15 protein-coding genes are annotated in these 17,182 nt (G+C 51.3%); 4 read left to right on the forward strand and 11 right to left on the reverse strand.

Annotated features, from left to right (window positions below; genetic code table 11):
* Positions 1–12 precede the first annotated feature (12 nt).
* From BUQ98_RS10645 to ftnA, 6 genes are all read right to left on the reverse strand, one after another.
* Entirely contained in the window at positions 13–1,893 is a 1,881-nt protein-coding gene (locus tag BUQ98_RS10645) for a methyl-accepting chemotaxis protein (protein WP_074213828.1), read from the reverse strand.
* Between the two features lie 343 nt (positions 1,894–2,236).
* A complete protein-coding gene (locus BUQ98_RS10650) occupies positions 2,237–3,568 on the reverse strand; it encodes an ATP-binding protein (protein WP_083605272.1) in 1,332 nt (443 codons plus the stop codon).
* A gap of 132 nt (positions 3,569–3,700) precedes the next feature.
* Complete coding sequence (locus BUQ98_RS10655; RefSeq protein ID WP_074213829.1) at positions 3,701–4,885, reverse strand: BaiN/RdsA family NAD(P)/FAD-dependent oxidoreductase; 1,185 nt, start codon at positions 4,883–4,885, stop codon at positions 3,701–3,703.
* 76 nt (positions 4,886–4,961) lie between these two features.
* Positions 4,962–6,083 (reverse strand): mechanosensitive ion channel family protein, encoded by a 1,122-nt coding sequence (locus tag BUQ98_RS10660; protein ID WP_074213830.1) that lies wholly within the window; start codon positions 6,081–6,083, stop codon positions 4,962–4,964.
* 97 nt (positions 6,084–6,180) lie between these two features.
* Positions 6,181–6,528 carry a universal stress protein UspB gene (locus tag BUQ98_RS10665; protein ID WP_074213831.1) on the reverse strand — a complete coding sequence of 116 codons (348 nt, stop codon included), beginning with the start codon at positions 6,526–6,528 and terminating at the stop codon, positions 6,181–6,183.
* A 53-nt stretch (positions 6,529–6,581) separates the two neighbouring features.
* On the reverse strand, positions 6,582–7,112 hold the full coding sequence (gene ftnA / locus BUQ98_RS10670) for a non-heme ferritin (RefSeq protein WP_074213832.1): 531 nt from the start codon (positions 7,110–7,112) through the stop codon (positions 6,582–6,584).
* 221 nt (positions 7,113–7,333) lie between these two features.
* Here ftnA and BUQ98_RS10675 point away from each other — a divergent pair, with 221 nt between their 5' ends.
* Positions 7,334–7,759 (forward strand): universal stress protein, encoded by a 426-nt coding sequence (locus BUQ98_RS10675; protein WP_074213833.1) that lies wholly within the window; start codon positions 7,334–7,336, stop codon positions 7,757–7,759.
* Positions 7,760–7,910: 151 nt separating this feature from the next.
* Positions 7,911–8,792 (forward strand): carboxylate/amino acid/amine transporter, encoded by an 882-nt coding sequence (locus BUQ98_RS10680; protein ID WP_074213834.1) that lies wholly within the window; start codon positions 7,911–7,913, stop codon positions 8,790–8,792.
* 84 nt (positions 8,793–8,876) lie between these two features.
* Here BUQ98_RS10680 and fre read toward each other — a convergent pair whose 3' ends face one another.
* The 5 genes from fre to trxA form a co-directional block, all read right to left on the reverse strand.
* Positions 8,877–9,593, reverse strand: a complete 717-nt coding sequence (fre, locus tag BUQ98_RS10685; RefSeq protein ID WP_074213835.1) for an NAD(P)H-flavin reductase — start codon at positions 9,591–9,593, stop codon at positions 8,877–8,879.
* 148 nt (positions 9,594–9,741) lie between these two features.
* A complete protein-coding gene (ubiD, locus tag BUQ98_RS10690) occupies positions 9,742–11,211 on the reverse strand; it encodes a 4-hydroxy-3-polyprenylbenzoate decarboxylase (RefSeq protein WP_074213836.1) in 1,470 nt (489 codons plus the stop codon).
* 75 nt (positions 11,212–11,286) lie between these two features.
* On the reverse strand, positions 11,287–12,306 hold the full coding sequence (locus BUQ98_RS10695; protein WP_074213837.1) for a hypothetical protein: 1,020 nt from the start codon (positions 12,304–12,306) through the stop codon (positions 11,287–11,289).
* A gap of 136 nt (positions 12,307–12,442) precedes the next feature.
* Positions 12,443–13,708 carry a transcription termination factor Rho gene (gene rho / locus BUQ98_RS10700; RefSeq protein WP_074213838.1) on the reverse strand — a complete coding sequence of 422 codons (1,266 nt, stop codon included), beginning with the start codon at positions 13,706–13,708 and terminating at the stop codon, positions 12,443–12,445.
* 183 nt (positions 13,709–13,891) lie between these two features.
* Positions 13,892–14,218, reverse strand: coding sequence for a thioredoxin TrxA (trxA, locus tag BUQ98_RS10705; RefSeq protein WP_074213839.1), 327 nt, complete (start codon positions 14,216–14,218; stop codon positions 13,892–13,894).
* A gap of 112 nt (positions 14,219–14,330) precedes the next feature.
* On the opposite strand from trxA, the gene rhlB reads away from it, so the two are divergent.
* Both rhlB and gppA read left to right on the forward strand, forming a co-directional pair.
* Positions 14,331–15,623: an ATP-dependent RNA helicase RhlB gene (rhlB, locus tag BUQ98_RS10710; RefSeq protein ID WP_074213840.1), complete on the forward strand. Its 1,293-nt coding sequence runs from the start codon at positions 14,331–14,333 to the stop codon at positions 15,621–15,623.
* Between the two features lie 31 nt (positions 15,624–15,654).
* Positions 15,655–17,169, forward strand: coding sequence for a guanosine-5'-triphosphate,3'-diphosphate diphosphatase (gene gppA, locus BUQ98_RS10715; RefSeq protein ID WP_074213841.1), 1,515 nt, complete (start codon positions 15,655–15,657; stop codon positions 17,167–17,169).
* Positions 17,170–17,182: the final 13 nt, after the last annotated feature.

The raw sequence follows: 17,182 nt of genomic DNA on the forward strand, positions 1-17,182 counted from the left end.
GCCGTTTATGGGCTACAGCTTAAAGCGGCTGATCTCTTGCTCGAGGCTATGAGAAAGCTCGGATAACGTCGCGGCTTGACGCGCGGCCTCATCCGCTTCTGTCGACAGCTCATTCGACACATCGCGAATGCCCTCTGAGTTACGGGTGATCTCCGACGTCACACTCGACTGCTCTTCCGCCGCCGAGGCAATTTGGGTGGCCATATCGCTAATTTGGCTCACCGCCGCGACAATTTGGCTCAAGCTCTCATGTGCCACGCTCGCCTCATCGACACTCGCATGTGCTCGTTGTTGGCTATTTTGCATCATAGTCACCGCTTTACCGGTCGCCTGCTGCAAGGTATCAATCATCTGCTGGATTTCGGTGGTTGAGGCATGGGTTCGCTGGCTCAGTATCCGTACCTCATCGGCCACCACCGCAAAGCCACGACCTTGCTCACCGGCACGCGCCGCTTCGATCGCAGCGTTCAACGCCAATAAGTTCGTTTGCTCGGCCACATTTTGAATGGTCGACAAAATGCTGGTGATACTGTGCGCATGTTGATCCAGCTCGCCAATCACCCCCGTTGCGGCCTCAACGTCATGGGCCAACTCAGTGATCGCGTGCTTACTTTTCTCTACCTGCTGGCCGCCATCGTTGGCAACGCTTTCGGTCTCTTGAGCAGTGCGCGCAGTGTTATCCGCATTGCCGGCAATATCTTGGGTCGCCGAGGCCATTTCATGGATAGCGGTTGCCACCATATTGATTTCATCTTGCTGATGACCAATCCGGGTAGAGCGCTCTTCCGCTTGCGCCGCGGTCAGCTCGGCTTGTTGCTTGAGCGAGCCAGACAGATGGCGCAAATGCGACACCATAGTGTGCATGTTGCCGACAAAGCGGTTGAAGTTGTTGGCAAGTTTGCCAATTTCATCATTACTGTGTGGCTCAAGGCGCTGGGTTAAGTCCCCTTCACCGGAGGCAATTTCTTCTAGCGCGGCGGATACATTGAGCAAGTCACGGAACAACACATGCATCAACCACGTCACGGCACCGGCCACCAGTAAGGTGATCACCACCGCAGTCAGCATCAGGTCGAACAAGGTATCACGCTGGCTGGCGTATTCGGTGCGCTTATCCAGCTCAATCGCTAGCACCCAATCGGTATTAGGAACCGAGGCAAAATAAAACAGTTTATCGACCCCATCGACAGGCAATTCCACCAGCGATTGCTGTACCAACGCCTGACGCACGCGGTTTTCATTCAGCTCAGGAGACAGGCTGCGATACGGTTTTAGCAGGCGCGCTTTGTCTTTATGGGCGAGAAAGGTGCCATCAGCGCCTAACAACATCGCGTTCGCATTTTTGCCCACTTTTAATTGGGTCACGTCACGGATCAGCTGGTCAATCAACACATCCGCGCCCACCACACCGATCAATTCGCCATTACGACGCACCGGCTCGGCCAAGGTCACCAACATCGCACCAGTAATCGCATCACTGTAAGCGGTGGTAATAATCGGGCTACCCGCGCTCACCGCTTGCTTGTACCACGGGCGGGCGCGAGGGTCATAATCATCGCGGTTGCGCTCTGGGCGCGAGCGATACATGGCGCCTTTTGGAGTACCATAATAGATATCGTCAAACCCACCGGCCTCACGTGCTTGCTGTAAATAGCTCACACGATGGCTACTGCTGGTGTAATCGGTAAAGGCACTGGTGATATCAGCACGGATTTGCACCCAACCGCTGATCGATTCAGTCGCCGCATCGGCGATACCACTGACGCGGCTATAGATGCTCGACTGGGTTTGGGCTTGAATTTGGCTTACAGCAAGCCAGGTGAGAAAGGCGGCCATCAGCAATACAGCAGATAAGCATGCCCCAATTAATTTTTGTTTTAGTGATAACTGCATGGGAACGGCTCTCAAAGCAACGACAGGTTAATTCCAAACTCCCCGATAACCGAGGTAGCAATAGTGAACAGCCGTCACCCCGTCCCTAGGGTACCGCGAGCCCATCCAGCGCGTCGCGGGTTCACAGCGCCGGATAATTTTTATCCGACATGGCAAGCGCGCGCTAATGTAACAGCGCGCAACAAAGATTGCCATTTTTTAGACAAAAAACAGTCAACTAGAGAATATTTAGAATAAAGATCACATAAACCAACCATCGCTTATGATACGCAGTTTGTTGCAAACAACACAAAAGCAAGCATCTGAGGATTAGCACTCCTCGCAAGACCGACAGAAACGCGGCCTATTGGCGGACCTCAATAATAACTCGGCTATCTGCATATGAATCAATCAGCGCACCTATCTTTTTCGTATTCTCTGAATCGAGAAACGCATCCCATTCATCCAGAATCAAGTGACCCGAGCTATTTTCCAGTAACCACTGAATACTCTTGGCGGAGTACATACCATCAGACAGTATTGCTGAATCATCCCAAGGCCACAGTAAGCGCTTAGACGGGTTGAAGTAGAGATAATCATTTTTGGCACAGAGGTGCCTTAAGAAAGACGTTTTCCCAGATCCGTTTTCTCCAACAACGCGAAAACGGCCCTCCTGCGCTTGAGTAAGGTTCACAGTATCAACGCTCTCGTTATCTTTAAGGATCGCGATATTCCATTGTGGTTGGTAAAGCGACTTACGTTTCGAAAAACACGTCATCACCGACAGCTGGCCTTTGATAGACGGAAAAGAGATTAACAAGCTAACAATATCAGACGCAGAATTTAAAAGATGATAAATGCGTGTGAGGTTAACAATCGACGCCACTTTTACCTCCATCGGGACACTGCTAGACGTAAAAATGAACAGTAATACACAGGAAGTTGGCGCAAGCGCGAGTAAGGAAGAGACCAACAATGCCTTATACCTAAACACAGCCTCTTTGATTCTCAGCCCTAAGTATTTCGCTTTCCCTTCCTCGAAGCGCGTTTGATAAGCCAATGCATTCACCGACGAACCAAAATGTACATTGTCATGGATAGTCGATAACGTTGATGTCAGTGATGAACCCGCTTTGTGGGTGGTAACAGCGTTCTTTTCTAGGTGCGAGGAAATGGTTTTATTGAACCCCAAGATAAGCAGCACACTGATCATCACGCTGACAAAAAAACGCCAATCAATAAAAGCGGTGATCATTAGCAGACTCAGGAAGAAGTTGAGGCCAGACGACATCCCCCAAAAGGCATAGCCAATAAAGTCAGAAATCGCACTCTTTCCCTGAGAAACGTACACGCCCAGCGTATGGTCGACAGTGCGACTGTCAGTGCAAGATTGATAGCGATTAGTCGCGGATTGCCAAAATCGACTTAGTGATTCACACAACCACTTTTCTTTATACACATCAGAAAAGTAGCCGATTATATGGGGAAGAATCATCGCGACAATATATAGGAACACCCAGAGCTTTAATGCTTCATAATGTTGATTAATTTCAATAATATAGCCTGAGACCATCACAGAGGCGAAAATAGAAAAAGCAATCGAAGACTGATGAAGCAGCACAAATAGAAACGTATAGAGCGTGTTTTTATTCGATATACCACGGCATATCTCTCTCACGCTAAGAAAAGAAATCACTCAACCACTCCTTGGTTCTGCTTAAGGAAAAACGGGGCGTTTCCATCCTTTATCCACCCCGCAGCAGATTCTCTATGTGATTAGAGATTAAGTAATATATTCAGTAAGATAACGTGCATTTGGTCACGTTTTTTATACATACTGTCCGGCTACCCAGCCGGAGCTCCAGGCCCATTGGAAGTTATAGCCGCCGAGCCAGCCGGTGACATCAAGCACTTCACCGATAAAATACAGGCCGGGGATATCTCGCGCTTCAAGGGTTTTCGAGGAAATTGCGTGGGTATCTACCCCGCCAAGCGTCACTTCTGCGGTGCGGTAACCTTCGGTGCCGTTTGGGGCAATGGACCACTGGTGAAAGTAGTGATGAAGCTGATCGAGCTGTTTGTCATCAAGCTGCTTGAGCGGTTTATCTGGCAAGCTATCGCGCGCAATCAAGACCTCGACCAAGCGTTTGGGGAATAGGCGAGACAGTGAGGTTTTTAAGGTTTGGTTGGGGTGCTTATCACGCATCGCCACCAGCACCTCTTTTAGCGACTCACTGGGGAGTAAATCGATGGTGACCGCTTCGCCCGGCTGCCAAAACGAGGAGGTTTGCAACACCGCCGGGCCCGATAAGCCGCGGTGGGTAAAGAGCAGGTTCTCGGTAAAACACACACCCGATTCGGTGGTGATCGAACACGGCACCGACACCCCGGAAATATCGGCAAAGCGAGTTTTGTCCTCTTGGTGCAAGGTATACGGCACCAAGGCGGCGCGAGTGGGCAGCACTTTTAGGCCAAATTGCTCGGCAAGCTGGTAACCAAAGGGGGTAGCGCCAAGCTTGGGCATCGAAAGGCCGCCCGTGGCGACCACTAACGACTGGCAGCGTACCGGCTCTCCATTGAGTTTAAGGCGAAAGCCAGCTTCTTCTTGCTCGATATCATGCACTTCACAGCGATAGCGTTGACTGATGGTGGCTTGGTCGCATTCGGCCAACAGCAGGTTAACGATATCTTTAGCGCTGTCATCACAAAATAGCTGGCCGTGGTCACGCTCGTGATAGGCCACCCCATGGGTGGCCACCAATCCAATAAAGTCCCATTGGCTGTATTGCGCCAATGCGGATTTGGCGAAGTGCGGGTTTTCACACAGGAAGTTATTGGCGGTGACGTCATAGTTGGTGAAATTGCAGCGTCCGCCCCCTGAGATCAAGATCTTGCGGCCCGGCTTTTTGGCATGATCCACCACCAAAACGCGGCGGCCACGTTGGCCGGCTTGTGCCGCACACATCAACCCTGCCGCACCGGCGCCAATCACAATTACATCATACTCAGTCACACGCTTACCTGTTTATTCTCTGCTCACCCTGTGGGAGCGGCATTGTAGCAGCCCGCACGTGAGCGGCAAGCGCGATTTAACGCGCCTGCGCTTCGGGCGGTGGCACCATGGCATCGGCGCCCTGCGTCATCAGGCTTGGATCCATATGCAGCGTACGAGTTGGGAAAGCAATATCCGCACCGTGCTGATGAATAATACCAATCACTTGCAGCAGTACATCCTGCTTCACACGGTGATAACGTTGCCAGTTCACCGTTTTGGTGAAGGTGTAAATAAAGAAATCGAGCGAATGTGGTCCAAAGCTATTGAAGTTCACAATCAAGGTTTGTCGCGTTTCGATGTCTGGGTGGGCTTCAAGCATGGCATACACATCGTCAATCACCGCGCTGATTTTATCGGCGTCTTGGTAACGTAGTCCGATGGTTTCATAGATGCGGCGGTTGAGCATCCGCGAGGGGTTCTCGACCACCACGTTACTGAATACCGAATTGGGAACGTATAAAGGGCGCAAATCAAAGGTGCGCACCACCGTCATACGAATACCAATTTTCTCCACTGTGCCCTCAATGTTGCGATCCGGCGAGCGCACCCAATCACCGACTTTAAACGGGCGATCAAAGTAAATCATCACCCCACCGAAGAAGTTCGACAGCAAGTCCTTAGCGGCAAAACCAACAATTAAACCCCCGACACCCCCGACGGTCAGTAGACCTGAGACGCTAACGCCCAGGCTTTTCAGCAAGGACAAGACCCCGAAGCACACAAAGAGGGCGCGTAAGACATTCCCCAAGGTATTGATAGTGGTGTGGTCGCGTTTGCTCGTCTCAATCATCACTTGCTCGCCGCTGTTAACTAGGCGTAACAGCACCCAAATGATGACCCAGATCACCACCAAATCTTGCACCAAGGTAAGCCAACTGAGTGAGACATTGCCTAAGGTGTTATCGACAACGATTTCCAGCGAATGAGAGGCTGGCCATAACCAAATCAACACACTTAAAGGCGTATCTATCGCCGGCCAAATGATGTCGTCCCAGCGGGTGATGGTCTTTTCCGCCAAGGCTTTCAGCCGCCCAACCAGTACGTGCCAAATCGTCCAGGCAATGGCACTGATGCCCGTTAACGTGACAACATCAGAGATCCATTCCCACGCCGCTGCCTCATGAAGCGACTGCCACCATTGGAGTAGGCTTTGCATGATTCCCTCAATTACACTGTGATCCGAGTAGTGGCGTCAGGTTAACAAAAAAAATGCTGACCGAGGTCAGCATTTTGTCGAAATTGTTAGCGTCCGCTTACCAGCCCGCAAAAGCGACAAGAAAAAAGGTCGCGAGCAAGGCACCAGACAGCGCAGCGTTGAGGAGAAACAGATGGCGCACTTTGTTGCATTTCCCCACAAACATCTCATCGTGATGATGAAGATACTCTTGACTACGAATGTACTGATACAAGCGTTTTTGGCGCGAGATATCGCCTTGAGGGGAGAGTGAGAAAAAGTTGCTTTCTCGGCGACAGATTTGCTGGTAAAGCAACGGGTTGGCATCGCGTAGCATCACCACGAGGGCCCGCAATGACGATATATAACGTGCAAGATTGATCAGTGTCACTGTGAACACCGCTACGATTAGAATATCACCGTTCATAATCCTCTCCCTCCACTACGCGAGATAGCGGTTCAGAGGGAGAGGTAACGAGATTACTGACCCACTGAGCCGTCCATCACTGACGTAGATTCTTCAACCGCCATTGATGCCAAGTCTTTGTCGATAAAGAACAGTGCCTTGCCATCTTCGCCGACTAACTCGATCTTATCGAGTACGCCTTTAAACAACTTCTCTTCTTCGTGTTGCTCCGCCACATACCACTGCAAGAAGTTAAACGTAGAATAGTCTTGCGTGGTAAACGCGACGTGCGCCAAGCTGTTAATTTTTTCCGTGATCAAGCGCTCGTGCTGGTACGTTTCACGAAAGACTTCACCTAACGACGCAAATTCGTGACGCGGTGCGTCGATCGAACCCAGAATCGGCATCGCCCCTGTTTCACTCACGTACGTAAACAGGCGCTGCATATGCTGCATTTCTTCCTGTGCGTGCTTGTGTAAAAATTTCGCCGCGCCTTCGAAACCCTGGTCTTCACACCAAGCGCTCATTTGTAAGTATAGGTTTGATGAGAAAAACTCCAAATTGATCTGCTCATTGAGCCTGTCAACCATGGCAGGTGCTAGCATATAAAACGTCCTCTTTATTTGGGGTTAGCTGCCATTCTGACCAGCAGCACGTTGGTTTTCAAGCGAATCACGCCGACTATATCCTCCAATGCCGAGTCTTGTACCGAATTTATGACAAGTATCATTATTGAATTGTTGATCGGAATGCGATCGCAGTGACTGTTTTTAGTACGCAAGCCCGCTAGACTGCGATGACAACCTGATAAAAAAAGGATAACCCTATGTCATACAAGCATATTTTAGTTGCCGTTGACCTGTCTGATGACAGTGAACGACTATTGAAAAAAGCTGACGCGTTGGCCACAGCGGTAGGAGCGAAGTTGTCGTTGGTGCATATCGACGTCAATTACGCCGAGCTCTACACCGGGCTCATCGACATTAACTTGGTCGAGTCGCGTAACCGTGTGATTGAAGAGGCGCAGCAAAAGCTTAATCAACTGGCCAGTGACGCGCAAAGCCCAGTGACGCATACCTTAGTCAGCAGCGGCGATTTGGCCGAAGAAATCACGGAGTCGATTCAAAATATGGGGATTGATCTGGTCGTTGTCGGCCACCACCAAGATTTTTGGAGCTCGTTGCTCTCCTCCACCAAGCAGTTACTCAATAAAACACCGGTCGATCTGTTGATGGTACCTATCCGAGACTAGCCGTGCCGCCTTATTTCCTCGCGAAGGCGGTGATTCCGCCTTCTTGCTGCCATCATCGCTTTCTCTCTTATCCACACAAGACGAACCGATTGCGCCCCCGCGATGAAACGGTACACTGCCCTTTTACCACTTTATCGAAGGAACCGAATTCATGGGGTATCTTAGCGGCGTCACACTGCTGTGGGCCTTTTCATTTAGTTTGATTGGCGTGTATCTCGCTGGCCAAGTAGACAGTTATTTTTCTGTGCTGATGCGCATTGTATTGGCAGGGCTGGTGTTTTTACCGTTTTTGCGCCCTCGCCAAGTGCGCCCCGCGTTTGCCGCTAAATTGATGCTGGTCGGCGCATTTCAACTCGGCATTATGTACTGCTTTTTCTATCAATCCTTTTTATTTTTGTCGGTGCCAGAAGTGCTGCTGTTTACCGTCTTTACCCCGCTTTACGTCACCTTGATTTATGATTTGCTAAAACGCCAGTTCAGCGTCTGGTATCTGGTTACTGCCGCCATTGCGGTGCTCGGTGCCGTAGTGATCCGCTATGCGACTATCAATCCTGATTTTTTAATCGGCTTTTTGGTAGTGCAAGGCGCGAACCTTTGCTTTGCCATTGGCCAGGTGGGCTATAAGTATCTGCTCGAGAAAGAGCCAGCGCCGCTGCCTCAACATGCGGTATTCGGTTGGTTTTATCTCGGCGCCTTAGTGGTGGGCGTGTTGGCTTTCGCACTGCTGGGCAACAGCGACAAGCTGCCTTCTACACCAACCCAGTGGGGTGTATTAATCTATCTAGGCACTATCGCCTCTGGGCTGGGGTATTTCTTTTGGAATAAGGGCGCCACCCTAGTCAATGCGGGCGCGCTCGCAGTGATGAACAACGCCTTAATTCCAGTAGGGATTGTGGTCAATGTACTGATTTGGAACCGCGATGCGGATCTCATGCCATTACTCAGCGGCGGCGTGCTGATCCTCGCCGCACTTTGGTTTAACCAAACGTGGGTGAAACGCCGCGTTGCCGCCCAACGGGGTGCCGCCCAATGAGATATGACCAACGACCTCAGTAACAGCCGATCAAAAAAGGCAGGGGATTCCCTGCCTTTTACGATTCCGGCATCAGCGACGTCGTTAGATAAATGCAAACGCGTCCGAGTAGAGGTGATCCCGACTCACGCCACGCTCTTTACAGAACATATCGCGCGCCACACCGGCCATTTCAAAGCGGCCAGCGATGTAGATGTCATAAGCGCCGAGGCTGACAAAATCTTCCATCACCGCTTCTAACACATTACCCACTTTGCCGCGCCACTCGCCTTCTGCTTGCTCAACCACTGGCATAAAGGTGATGTTCGTGTGTTGCTCAGCCAATGCTTGCATTTCGTCATGCGCATAGAGCTGACACGGCGTACGTGCGCCCCAATAAATAAAGATCGGCGACTGTATCTTCTGGCTAATACAGTGGTCTACCATGCTTCGCACGTAAGAAAAACCCGTACCGCCGGCAATCAAAAGCAGCGGACGCTCGCTATCGCGCAGCCACGCATCGCCATCAGGCTCAGTAATTTCGAATCCGGCGTCACCACTTTTCCGCAACGTTTTCGCTTTTTCGACCACTTCTAATGCAAAGGGGTTTTCATCCGCCGCCCCCACATGGAGCTCTAACTCTGCACCAGCTTTACGGCTTGGACTGCTCGCGATCGAGAAAGGACGTTTATCTTTTTCGCCCATCACTGCCATCACGTACTGTCCAGGTTGATAACTCACCGCTTGCTGCGGTTTCAGCACAATGCGGTAGGTGTGACACGCCAACGACTCAACGGCGGTCACTTCACATAGTATCGACATTCTGTTCCTCTGTTCGTTTTGCTACAGCCGATGAGGTTAATGAAGGTGACACGCATGTCACCTTTGGCTGTATTTTATCGTTGGTGTTGGCTGTTCGCACCTATGACTCAGGGCCAACGCTCAGTTCGTTTTACACGTGTGCAATACGCTACGTTAATATGCCTAATTCCTCCCACATGGCGTCGACTCGCGCCACCACGTCAGGATCTTTGGCTATCGGGGTCCCCCACTCACGGTCGGTCTCACCTTGCCATTTATTGGTGGCATCTAGGCCCATTTTCGAACCCACACCCACCACTGGCGAGGCAAAATCAAGCGAGTCAATCGGTGTATTCTCTACCATTACAGTATCGCGCGCTGGATCCATACGTGTCGTGATCGCCCAAATGACGTCATTCCAATCACGCGCATTGACATCATCGTCACACACTATCACAAACTTGGTATACATGAACTGACGCAAGAAAGACCATACTCCCATCATCACCCGTTTGGCATGCCCAGGATATTGCTTTTTCATGGTGACTACCGCCATGCGATACGAGCACCCTTCTGGCGGCAAGTAGAAGTCGACGATCTCTGGGAACTGCTTTTGCAAGATAGGCACAAACACTTCGTTTAACGCCACCCCAAGTACTGCTGGCTCATCCGGTGGACGACCGGTGTAAGTGCTGTGGTAAATCGGTTTTTTACGCATGGTCAGGTGGGTCACGGTAAACACGTGATGCCGCTCAACCTCATTGTAGTAGCCAGTATGGTCACCGTAAGGCCCCTCATCGGCGTACTCGTTAGGGTCAATATAGCCTTCCATCACGATTTCGGCACTCGCCGGCACATCCAAATCGTTGCTAATGCTCTTTGCTACCTCGGTTTTACTGCCACGCAGCAAGCCGGCAAACGCATATTCGGACAGGGTATCTGGCACGGGGGTAACAGCACCTAAAATCGTGGCTGGATCGGCACCATACGCCACTGTGACCGGAAAAGGCTCACCAGGATGGGTTTGCATCCAATCATGCAAGTCTAACGCGCCGCCGCGATGAGCCAGCCAACGCATGATCACTTTATTTTTGCCGATTTTTTGCTGGCGATAAATACCCAGGTTTTGCCGCTTTTTGTTGGGCCCGCGCGTAATGGTCAATCCCCACGTGAGCAAGGGTGCCACATCCCCGGACCAGCAGCGCATCACTGGGATGGTATCCAGATCAACTTCATCGCCGCTCAGCACCACCTCTTGGCAACGCGGGCGCCGCACGGTTTTCGCGGGCATGTTGAGCACTTGACGAAACACGGGTAGTTTATCGAGCGCATCTCGGAAACCTTTGGGCGGCTCAGGCTCTTTCAGGTAGGCAAGCAGTTTACCGACCTCACGCAGTTCAAGCACATCGTCACGTCCCATACCCAGGGCAACACGCTTAGGGGTGCCAAACAAGTTCGCCAGTACTGGCATGTCATAACCCACCGGGTTTTCGAATAAAAGCGCGGGGCCACCCGCCCGTAAAGTGCGATCGCAAATCTCGGTCATCTCAAGATCAGGATCAACCGGCTGGGCAATGCGTTTTAGCTCGCCTTGAGCTTCAAGGTAATCAATAAAATCACGCAAATCGGAAAGTTTCATATCAGGCTCAACGGGTTAATGGGATGCCTCTATGATACCAAGTAAACCGGTATCCGGATCGATAAAGGCTCGACATTAGCGCGACGGCAACGCAGATGCAATGTGCTGTTGGCCAAGCGGCCCGAGCTGGTCTTGTAACCCGCTCAACCAATCCCCCTTGCCCGCATCCACCAGCAACTGCGCCACTTCGTTGCCTTGTCGCAACGACAATTGTGTCAGAAGAAAATCCGCGACAGGCGCAGGCAGCGGCGACAAGTTGGCCATCTGGCGAATCGCAGGTCCACGTAACGAGGGGTTATCGGCGGCGGCCATCATCTGTTGCAGTGCAAAGGGCTCTGCACCGCGCTCACGCAGTGCATGCAAGGTGGAAAGACTGTACTTATCCGTGCCTCGGCGCCACAACCGCTGATAAAGTGCGACACGCTCAGTGGCTTGTGCCAGCGCCGCGAGAATGGCGTTGTCCGGCATCCACATCAAGGTCGGGTCATTGAGGTACTGGTCGACCAAATAGGTCAAACCATCGACATCATAATCGGCAATCATAGTGACTAATGCATCACGGCGTTGGCGATAATCCGGCCGATCAGGGTCAACCCAATCCGCTATCACTAACTGACGATAACTCAATAGCATGCCGAGTTCTTGGGTCAATTGTTGCTGACGGTACCGATTAAGCTGCTTGCGCGCCGCCGCCGCATAGTGAAATGCTGGCGTGGTCACCCAGTAACCATCTTGTTGATGACGCAGGAGAAAGTGTGGTTGCTGCTGACTTAAGGTGGCGAGATAATCGCGCCACTTATCGTTATCAAGCCGCAAAGGGGAGGATAGCAGTCGGTATAAGGTCGCCTCACGCGTCAGCGGAGGAAGCTGGAGGATGTGCGACTCAAGCGCCTTGATATCGCCACTGGCTTGAAGGGTAAACGCGGTACGCATTGCGTCAGCGGTGCTCGCTTTATCTAACACTTTCTCGATAAAAGGCTGCGCCACAATTTGTCCGTCCGCGGCTGGCTCGTTGGATGCCAACACACAGGGGGAAATCACGCCTATAATCCCTAGGCATACCCCTAATAGCTTGATGCGAAAACGTCTTGCCATCCGTTGCAATCCTATCTTCAGTGTTACGCGTCCTGCGTCACCTTTTCTTGGTAACGATGATTGTGCGAGCTCGCTATGTTTTGGGCAATAAAAAAGCACTGCGAATGCGCAGTGCTTAACATTATTCCGTTATCGATTACGAGTTTTGCCGACGCATCGCATCAAAGAACTCATTGTTGGTTTTGGACATCGCCAATTTACCAATCAAAAACTCCATTCCTTCAAACTCGCCCATAGGATGCATGATCTTTCTAAGAATCCACATCTTCTGGAGTTCGTCCGGTTTGGTCAGTAGTTCTTCACGGCGAGTACCTGAGCGGGTGAAGTCGATGGCAGGGAAAACACGTTTTTCAGCAATTTTACGTGACAGGTGCAGTTCCATGTTCCCTGTCCCTTTAAATTCTTCGTAAATCACTTCATCCATCTTCGAGCCGGTGTCCACCAATGCAGTAGCAATGATGGTCAGGCTGCCGCCTTCTTCTACATTACGCGCCGCACCAAAGAAACGCTTGGGACGGTGCAATGCGTTGGCGTCGACACCACCGGTCAATACTTTACCCGATGACGGCACCACCGTGTTATAAGCGCGAGCTAAGCGCGTGATCGAATCCAATAAGATCACTACGTCTTTTTTATGCTCAACCAGGCGTTTTGCCTTCTCAATCACCATTTCGGCAACTTGGACGTGGCGGTTAGCCGGCTCATCGAAGGTTGAGGCAACCACCTCACCTTGCACCAAGCGCTGCATCTCAGTCACTTCCTCTGGACGCTCATCGATCAGAAGCACCATCAGCTCACAATCAGGATGGTTAAACGCGATGCTTTGTGCAATGTTTTGCAGCAGCATGGTTTTACCGGCTTTTGGCGGCGCCACAATCAAACCACGTTGGCCTTTACCAATGGGGGATGCTAAATCGAGTACACGGGCGGTGATGTCTTCTGTGGAACCATTTCCACGCTCCATCACCATCCGCTCGCTGGCGTGCAAAGGGGTTAAGTTTTCGAAGAGGATTTTACTGCGGGCGTTATCGGGTTTGTCGCTGTTGACTTGATTGACTTTCAACAGCGCGAAGTAACGCTCGCCATCTTTCGGTGGTCGAATTTTACCCGCGATAGTATCGCCTGTACGCAGGTTAAAACGCCGGATTTGGCTTGGCGAGACATAAATATCATCAGGGCCGGCCAAATACGAGCTGTCTGCGCTACGCAAGAAGCCAAACCCGTCTTGAAGGATTTCCAGCGCGCCATTGCCGAAAATGTCTTCACCGCTTTTGGCGTGCTGTTTGAGGATCGAGAAAATAATGTCCTGCTTACGCAAGCGAGCCAGGTTTTCAAGTCCCATGCTTTCGCCAAGCGCAACCAGCGTCGAGACGGGTTGAGTCTTCAGTTCGGTAAGATTCATATTGGTGAGTGTCTTGTTTGTCAAAGTTGAGGTCTGAAATTAGTTAGCGTGTCGAGACCAGTGGCATGTTCGAGAGATGAACAGAAGTACAAATTCCGTGCAATAAGGTAGCACCTAAATGGGATATCGTCTAGTTGACAGAAAAACAACCGCCGCTGAGAGGCAGCGACGGTTACTTTAACACTATAGGTTAGCGTCAAGAAACTCTTTAAGTTGAGTTTTTGATACAGCCCCAACCTTGGTTGCTGCCACACTGCCATCTTTAAACAATAGCAGCGTTGGGATACCACGGATGCCGAACTTAGGCGGTGTACCTGCGTTCTGGTCAATGTTCAGTTTTCCGATGGTGACTTTGCCTGTGTATTCTTCGGCGATTTCGTCAAGGATCGGTGCGATCATTTTACATGGCCCGCACCATTCTGCCCAAAAATCAACCAAGACAGGCCCTGCAGCTTTTAGAACGTCTGCCTCAAAGCTGTCGTCGGTTAGCTGCATAATTTTGTCGCTCATCTTCTACTCCAATACATGTTTTTGTTACTGGCTAAATAGCGACCAGTAAATTATGGGACTATTTGACTGGATTCGCTTCCGTATTGCAAGCCTAAGCTGATATTCTATCCGGATGAAAATGACGCATATCACAGAGCAGAAATTTGCCGAGCTCGGCTTGCACGCCGATGTTCTCAAGGGCTTGGATGCCAAAGGGTTTACTCAATGTACCCCTATCCAGGCACTGGCATTGCCGGTCCTGCTCACCGGCCAAGACATTGCAGGACAGGCTCAAACAGGGACAGGCAAGACCCTGGCGTTCCTCGCTGCAACGTTTCATCACCTCCTTACGACCGACGCACCTTCGTCGCGTCAAAAGAATCAACCACGAGCCATTATATTAGCTCCTACGCGTGAATTAGCGATTCAGATCTATAATGATGCCGAGTCTTTGCTGGCCAATACGTCGATCACAGCCGGATTGGCGTATGGTGGCGAAGGTTACGAGAAGCAGCAGCAAACGCTGGAACAAGGCATTGATGTGTTAATCGGCACCTGTGGCCGCATTATCGACTTTCATAAAAAGAAAGTGATTGATTTACACAGTATTCAAGCGGTGGTGTTGGATGAAGCCGATCGTATGTTTGACTTGGGCTTTATCAAAGACATTCGTTTTCTGTTTAACCGTATGCCTGCACCCAATCAACGCTTAAACATGCTGTTCTCCGCTACCTTATCGTACCGCGTACAAGAGTTGGCCTTTGAGCATATGACCAACCCTGAACATGTGGTGGTCGAGCCAGAGCAAATTACCGGGCATCGCATCAAGGAAGAGCTGTTCCAGCCATCTAATAAAGAAAAGATGCCGCTGCTCCAAACACTGATCGAAGAAGATTGGCCTGAACGCGCGATCATCTTTGCCAATACCAAGCATCGCTGCGAATCGATTTGGGCACATCTCGCGGCCGATAATCATCGTGTGGGCTTGCTGACCGGTGACGTCCCACAGAAAAAACGGGTTAAAATTCTAGAACAGTTTACTAACGGCGAACTGGATTTGCTTGTCGCTACCGATGTGGCAGCACGTGGATTACATATTCCTTTGGTTACGCACGTTTTCAATTATGACCTCCCCGATGATGCGCAAGACTATGTTCATCGCATTGGTCGTACTGGGCGTGCCGGTGCGAGTGGCAGCTCCATCAGCTTTGCCTGCGAAGAATATGCGGTTAACTTGCCAGCAATTGAAGAGTATATCGAGCATAGTATTCCGGTGAGCGAGTTTGATAGAAACGCCTTGTTGCAGGATCTGCCGCCGCCGAAGAAAATAGCGAAACGCCCAAATACTCAGCGTCGCAGCAGCACCAACAAAGGCGGCGGAAATAATCGCAACCGCCAACGTCGTCGACCCCAAAAGTCGGCATAACCCTTAAGGCACGCATAGGTCAGAGCGCATCATGAGTGGTCACGGAAATTTAACATCGACCCCGTCGCTGTACGCCGCGATTGATTTAGGCTCCAACAGCTTTCACATGCTGGTGGTGCGCCAAGTGGCAGGCAGTGTGCAAACCCTCGCTAAAATTAAACGAAAAGTTCGCCTTGCCGCTGGGATGGACGATCAACAACAACTCAGTGACGACGCGATGCAACGTGGCTGGGATTGTTTAGCCCTCTTCGCCGAGCGATTGCAGGACTTTAATACTGACAATATTCGCGTGGTCGCCACCGCCGCGCTGCGCCGTGCCAGTAACGCCGATGCGTTTTTAGCGAAAGCGAACGCTTTGCTCGGTCATCCGATTGAGATTATCTCGGGGGAAGAAGAAGCCCGCACGATCTATCAAGGGGTCGCGCATACCTCTGGTGGGCCAGGGAAACGCTTGGTCGTCGACATTGGTGGCGCAAGTACCGAACTGATCATTGGTGAGCAATTTGAGCCCTCCCTGCTACGTAGCCTCAATATGGGTTGTGTCACCTTTTTAGAAGACTATTTTGCCGATCGCGTACTCAACCAGTCTGCGTTCGATACTGCCATTGCCGGTGCCAAAGCCGAGTTAGCTCCTCTGATTGATCAATACCGCGCGCTCGGTTGGGATTGTTGTGTGGGCGCCAGCGGTACCGTGCAGGCGCTACAAGAGATCATGGTCACCCAGGGCATGGATGAGGTGATTACGCTCGATAAACTTCACCGCTTGCGCGATCAAGCCATTGTCTGTGGGCAAATGGATGCGCTAGACATCGAAGGTTTGACCTTAGAACGGGCGCTGGTGTTTCCAAGCGGTTTATCGATCCTGATCGCTATTTTTGAATGCTTGGAAGTGACCCGTATGACCTTGGCCGGTGGCGCCCTGCGGGAAGGCTTGGTGTATGAAATGATGACCGCGATGCGCCATAGCGACATTCGCGCGCGTACCATTGCTAGCATTCAATCACGCTATCAACTCGATGAAGCACACGGTATCAATGTCGCCGATACCGCACTGGAGCTGCTCACCCAGTGCCCCACTTCCTGGGTGCCTGAACCTGAAGCGCAAAGTTTGCTCCATGCCGCCGCCTGCGTGCATGAAATTGGTTTGAGCATTGGCTTTAAGCAAGATGGTGATCATGCCGCGTATTTGATCACACACCTCGACCTTCCCGGTTTTACCCGAGCACAGAAACAATTGGTCGCGACCTTGTTGCGCTACTACCGTGAGCAACTGATGCTCATTGATGGCCAGCATGCGCTATCCACCACCAGTGCCAACCGCCTGTTGCGCTTGCTGCGGATTGCGGTGATCTTATGCCACCGCCGCGACAGCCGCGTCCGACCGATGATCACCCTCACCACCGAGGAGGATGCACTGACGCTGAAGCTAGATACCACACTGTTTGATGCTAGCCCGCTATTACGTGCCGAACTTGAGCAAGAGGCATTGCGTCAATCAAGCCTTGGGTTGCCCCTAGTGGTGCTCACTGACGAGAGTCGTATCTAACTGCGATGAATAA

It is taken from the genome of Salinivibrio sp. ES.052 (genome assembly GCF_900141775.1).
Lineage (GTDB): Bacteria > Pseudomonadota > Gammaproteobacteria > Enterobacterales > Vibrionaceae > Salinivibrio.

Excerpts from the sequence above, each read along its gene's own strand:
- BUQ98_RS10645 (WP_074213828.1), bottom strand. The coding sequence starts at position 1,893 with ATGCAGTTATCACTAAAACAAAAATTAATTGGGGCATGCTTATCTGCT.
- BUQ98_RS10660 (WP_074213830.1), bottom strand. The coding sequence starts at position 6,083 with ATGCAAAGCCTACTCCAATGGTGGCAGTCGCTTCATGAGGCAGCGGCG.
- BUQ98_RS10665 (WP_074213831.1), bottom strand. The coding sequence starts at position 6,528 with ATGAACGGTGATATTCTAATCGTAGCGGTGTTCACAGTGACACTGATC.
- ftnA (WP_074213832.1), bottom strand. The coding sequence starts at position 7,112 with ATGCTAGCACCTGCCATGGTTGACAGGCTCAATGAGCAGATCAATTTG.
- BUQ98_RS10675 (WP_074213833.1), top strand. The coding sequence starts at position 7,334 with ATGTCATACAAGCATATTTTAGTTGCCGTTGACCTGTCTGATGACAGT.
- BUQ98_RS10680 (WP_074213834.1), top strand. The coding sequence starts at position 7,911 with ATGGGGTATCTTAGCGGCGTCACACTGCTGTGGGCCTTTTCATTTAGT.
- fre (WP_074213835.1), bottom strand. The coding sequence starts at position 9,593 with ATGTCGATACTATGTGAAGTGACCGCCGTTGAGTCGTTGGCGTGTCAC.
- ubiD (WP_074213836.1), bottom strand. The coding sequence starts at position 11,211 with ATGAAACTTTCCGATTTGCGTGATTTTATTGATTACCTTGAAGCTCAA.
- BUQ98_RS10695 (WP_074213837.1), bottom strand. The coding sequence starts at position 12,306 with ATGGCAAGACGTTTTCGCATCAAGCTATTAGGGGTATGCCTAGGGATT.
- rho (WP_074213838.1), bottom strand. The coding sequence starts at position 13,708 with ATGAATCTTACCGAACTGAAGACTCAACCCGTCTCGACGCTGGTTGCG.
- trxA (WP_074213839.1), bottom strand. The coding sequence starts at position 14,218 with ATGAGCGACAAAATTATGCAGCTAACCGACGACAGCTTTGAGGCAGAC.
- rhlB (WP_074213840.1), top strand. The coding sequence starts at position 14,331 with ATGAAAATGACGCATATCACAGAGCAGAAATTTGCCGAGCTCGGCTTG.
- gppA (WP_074213841.1), top strand. The coding sequence starts at position 15,655 with ATGAGTGGTCACGGAAATTTAACATCGACCCCGTCGCTGTACGCCGCG.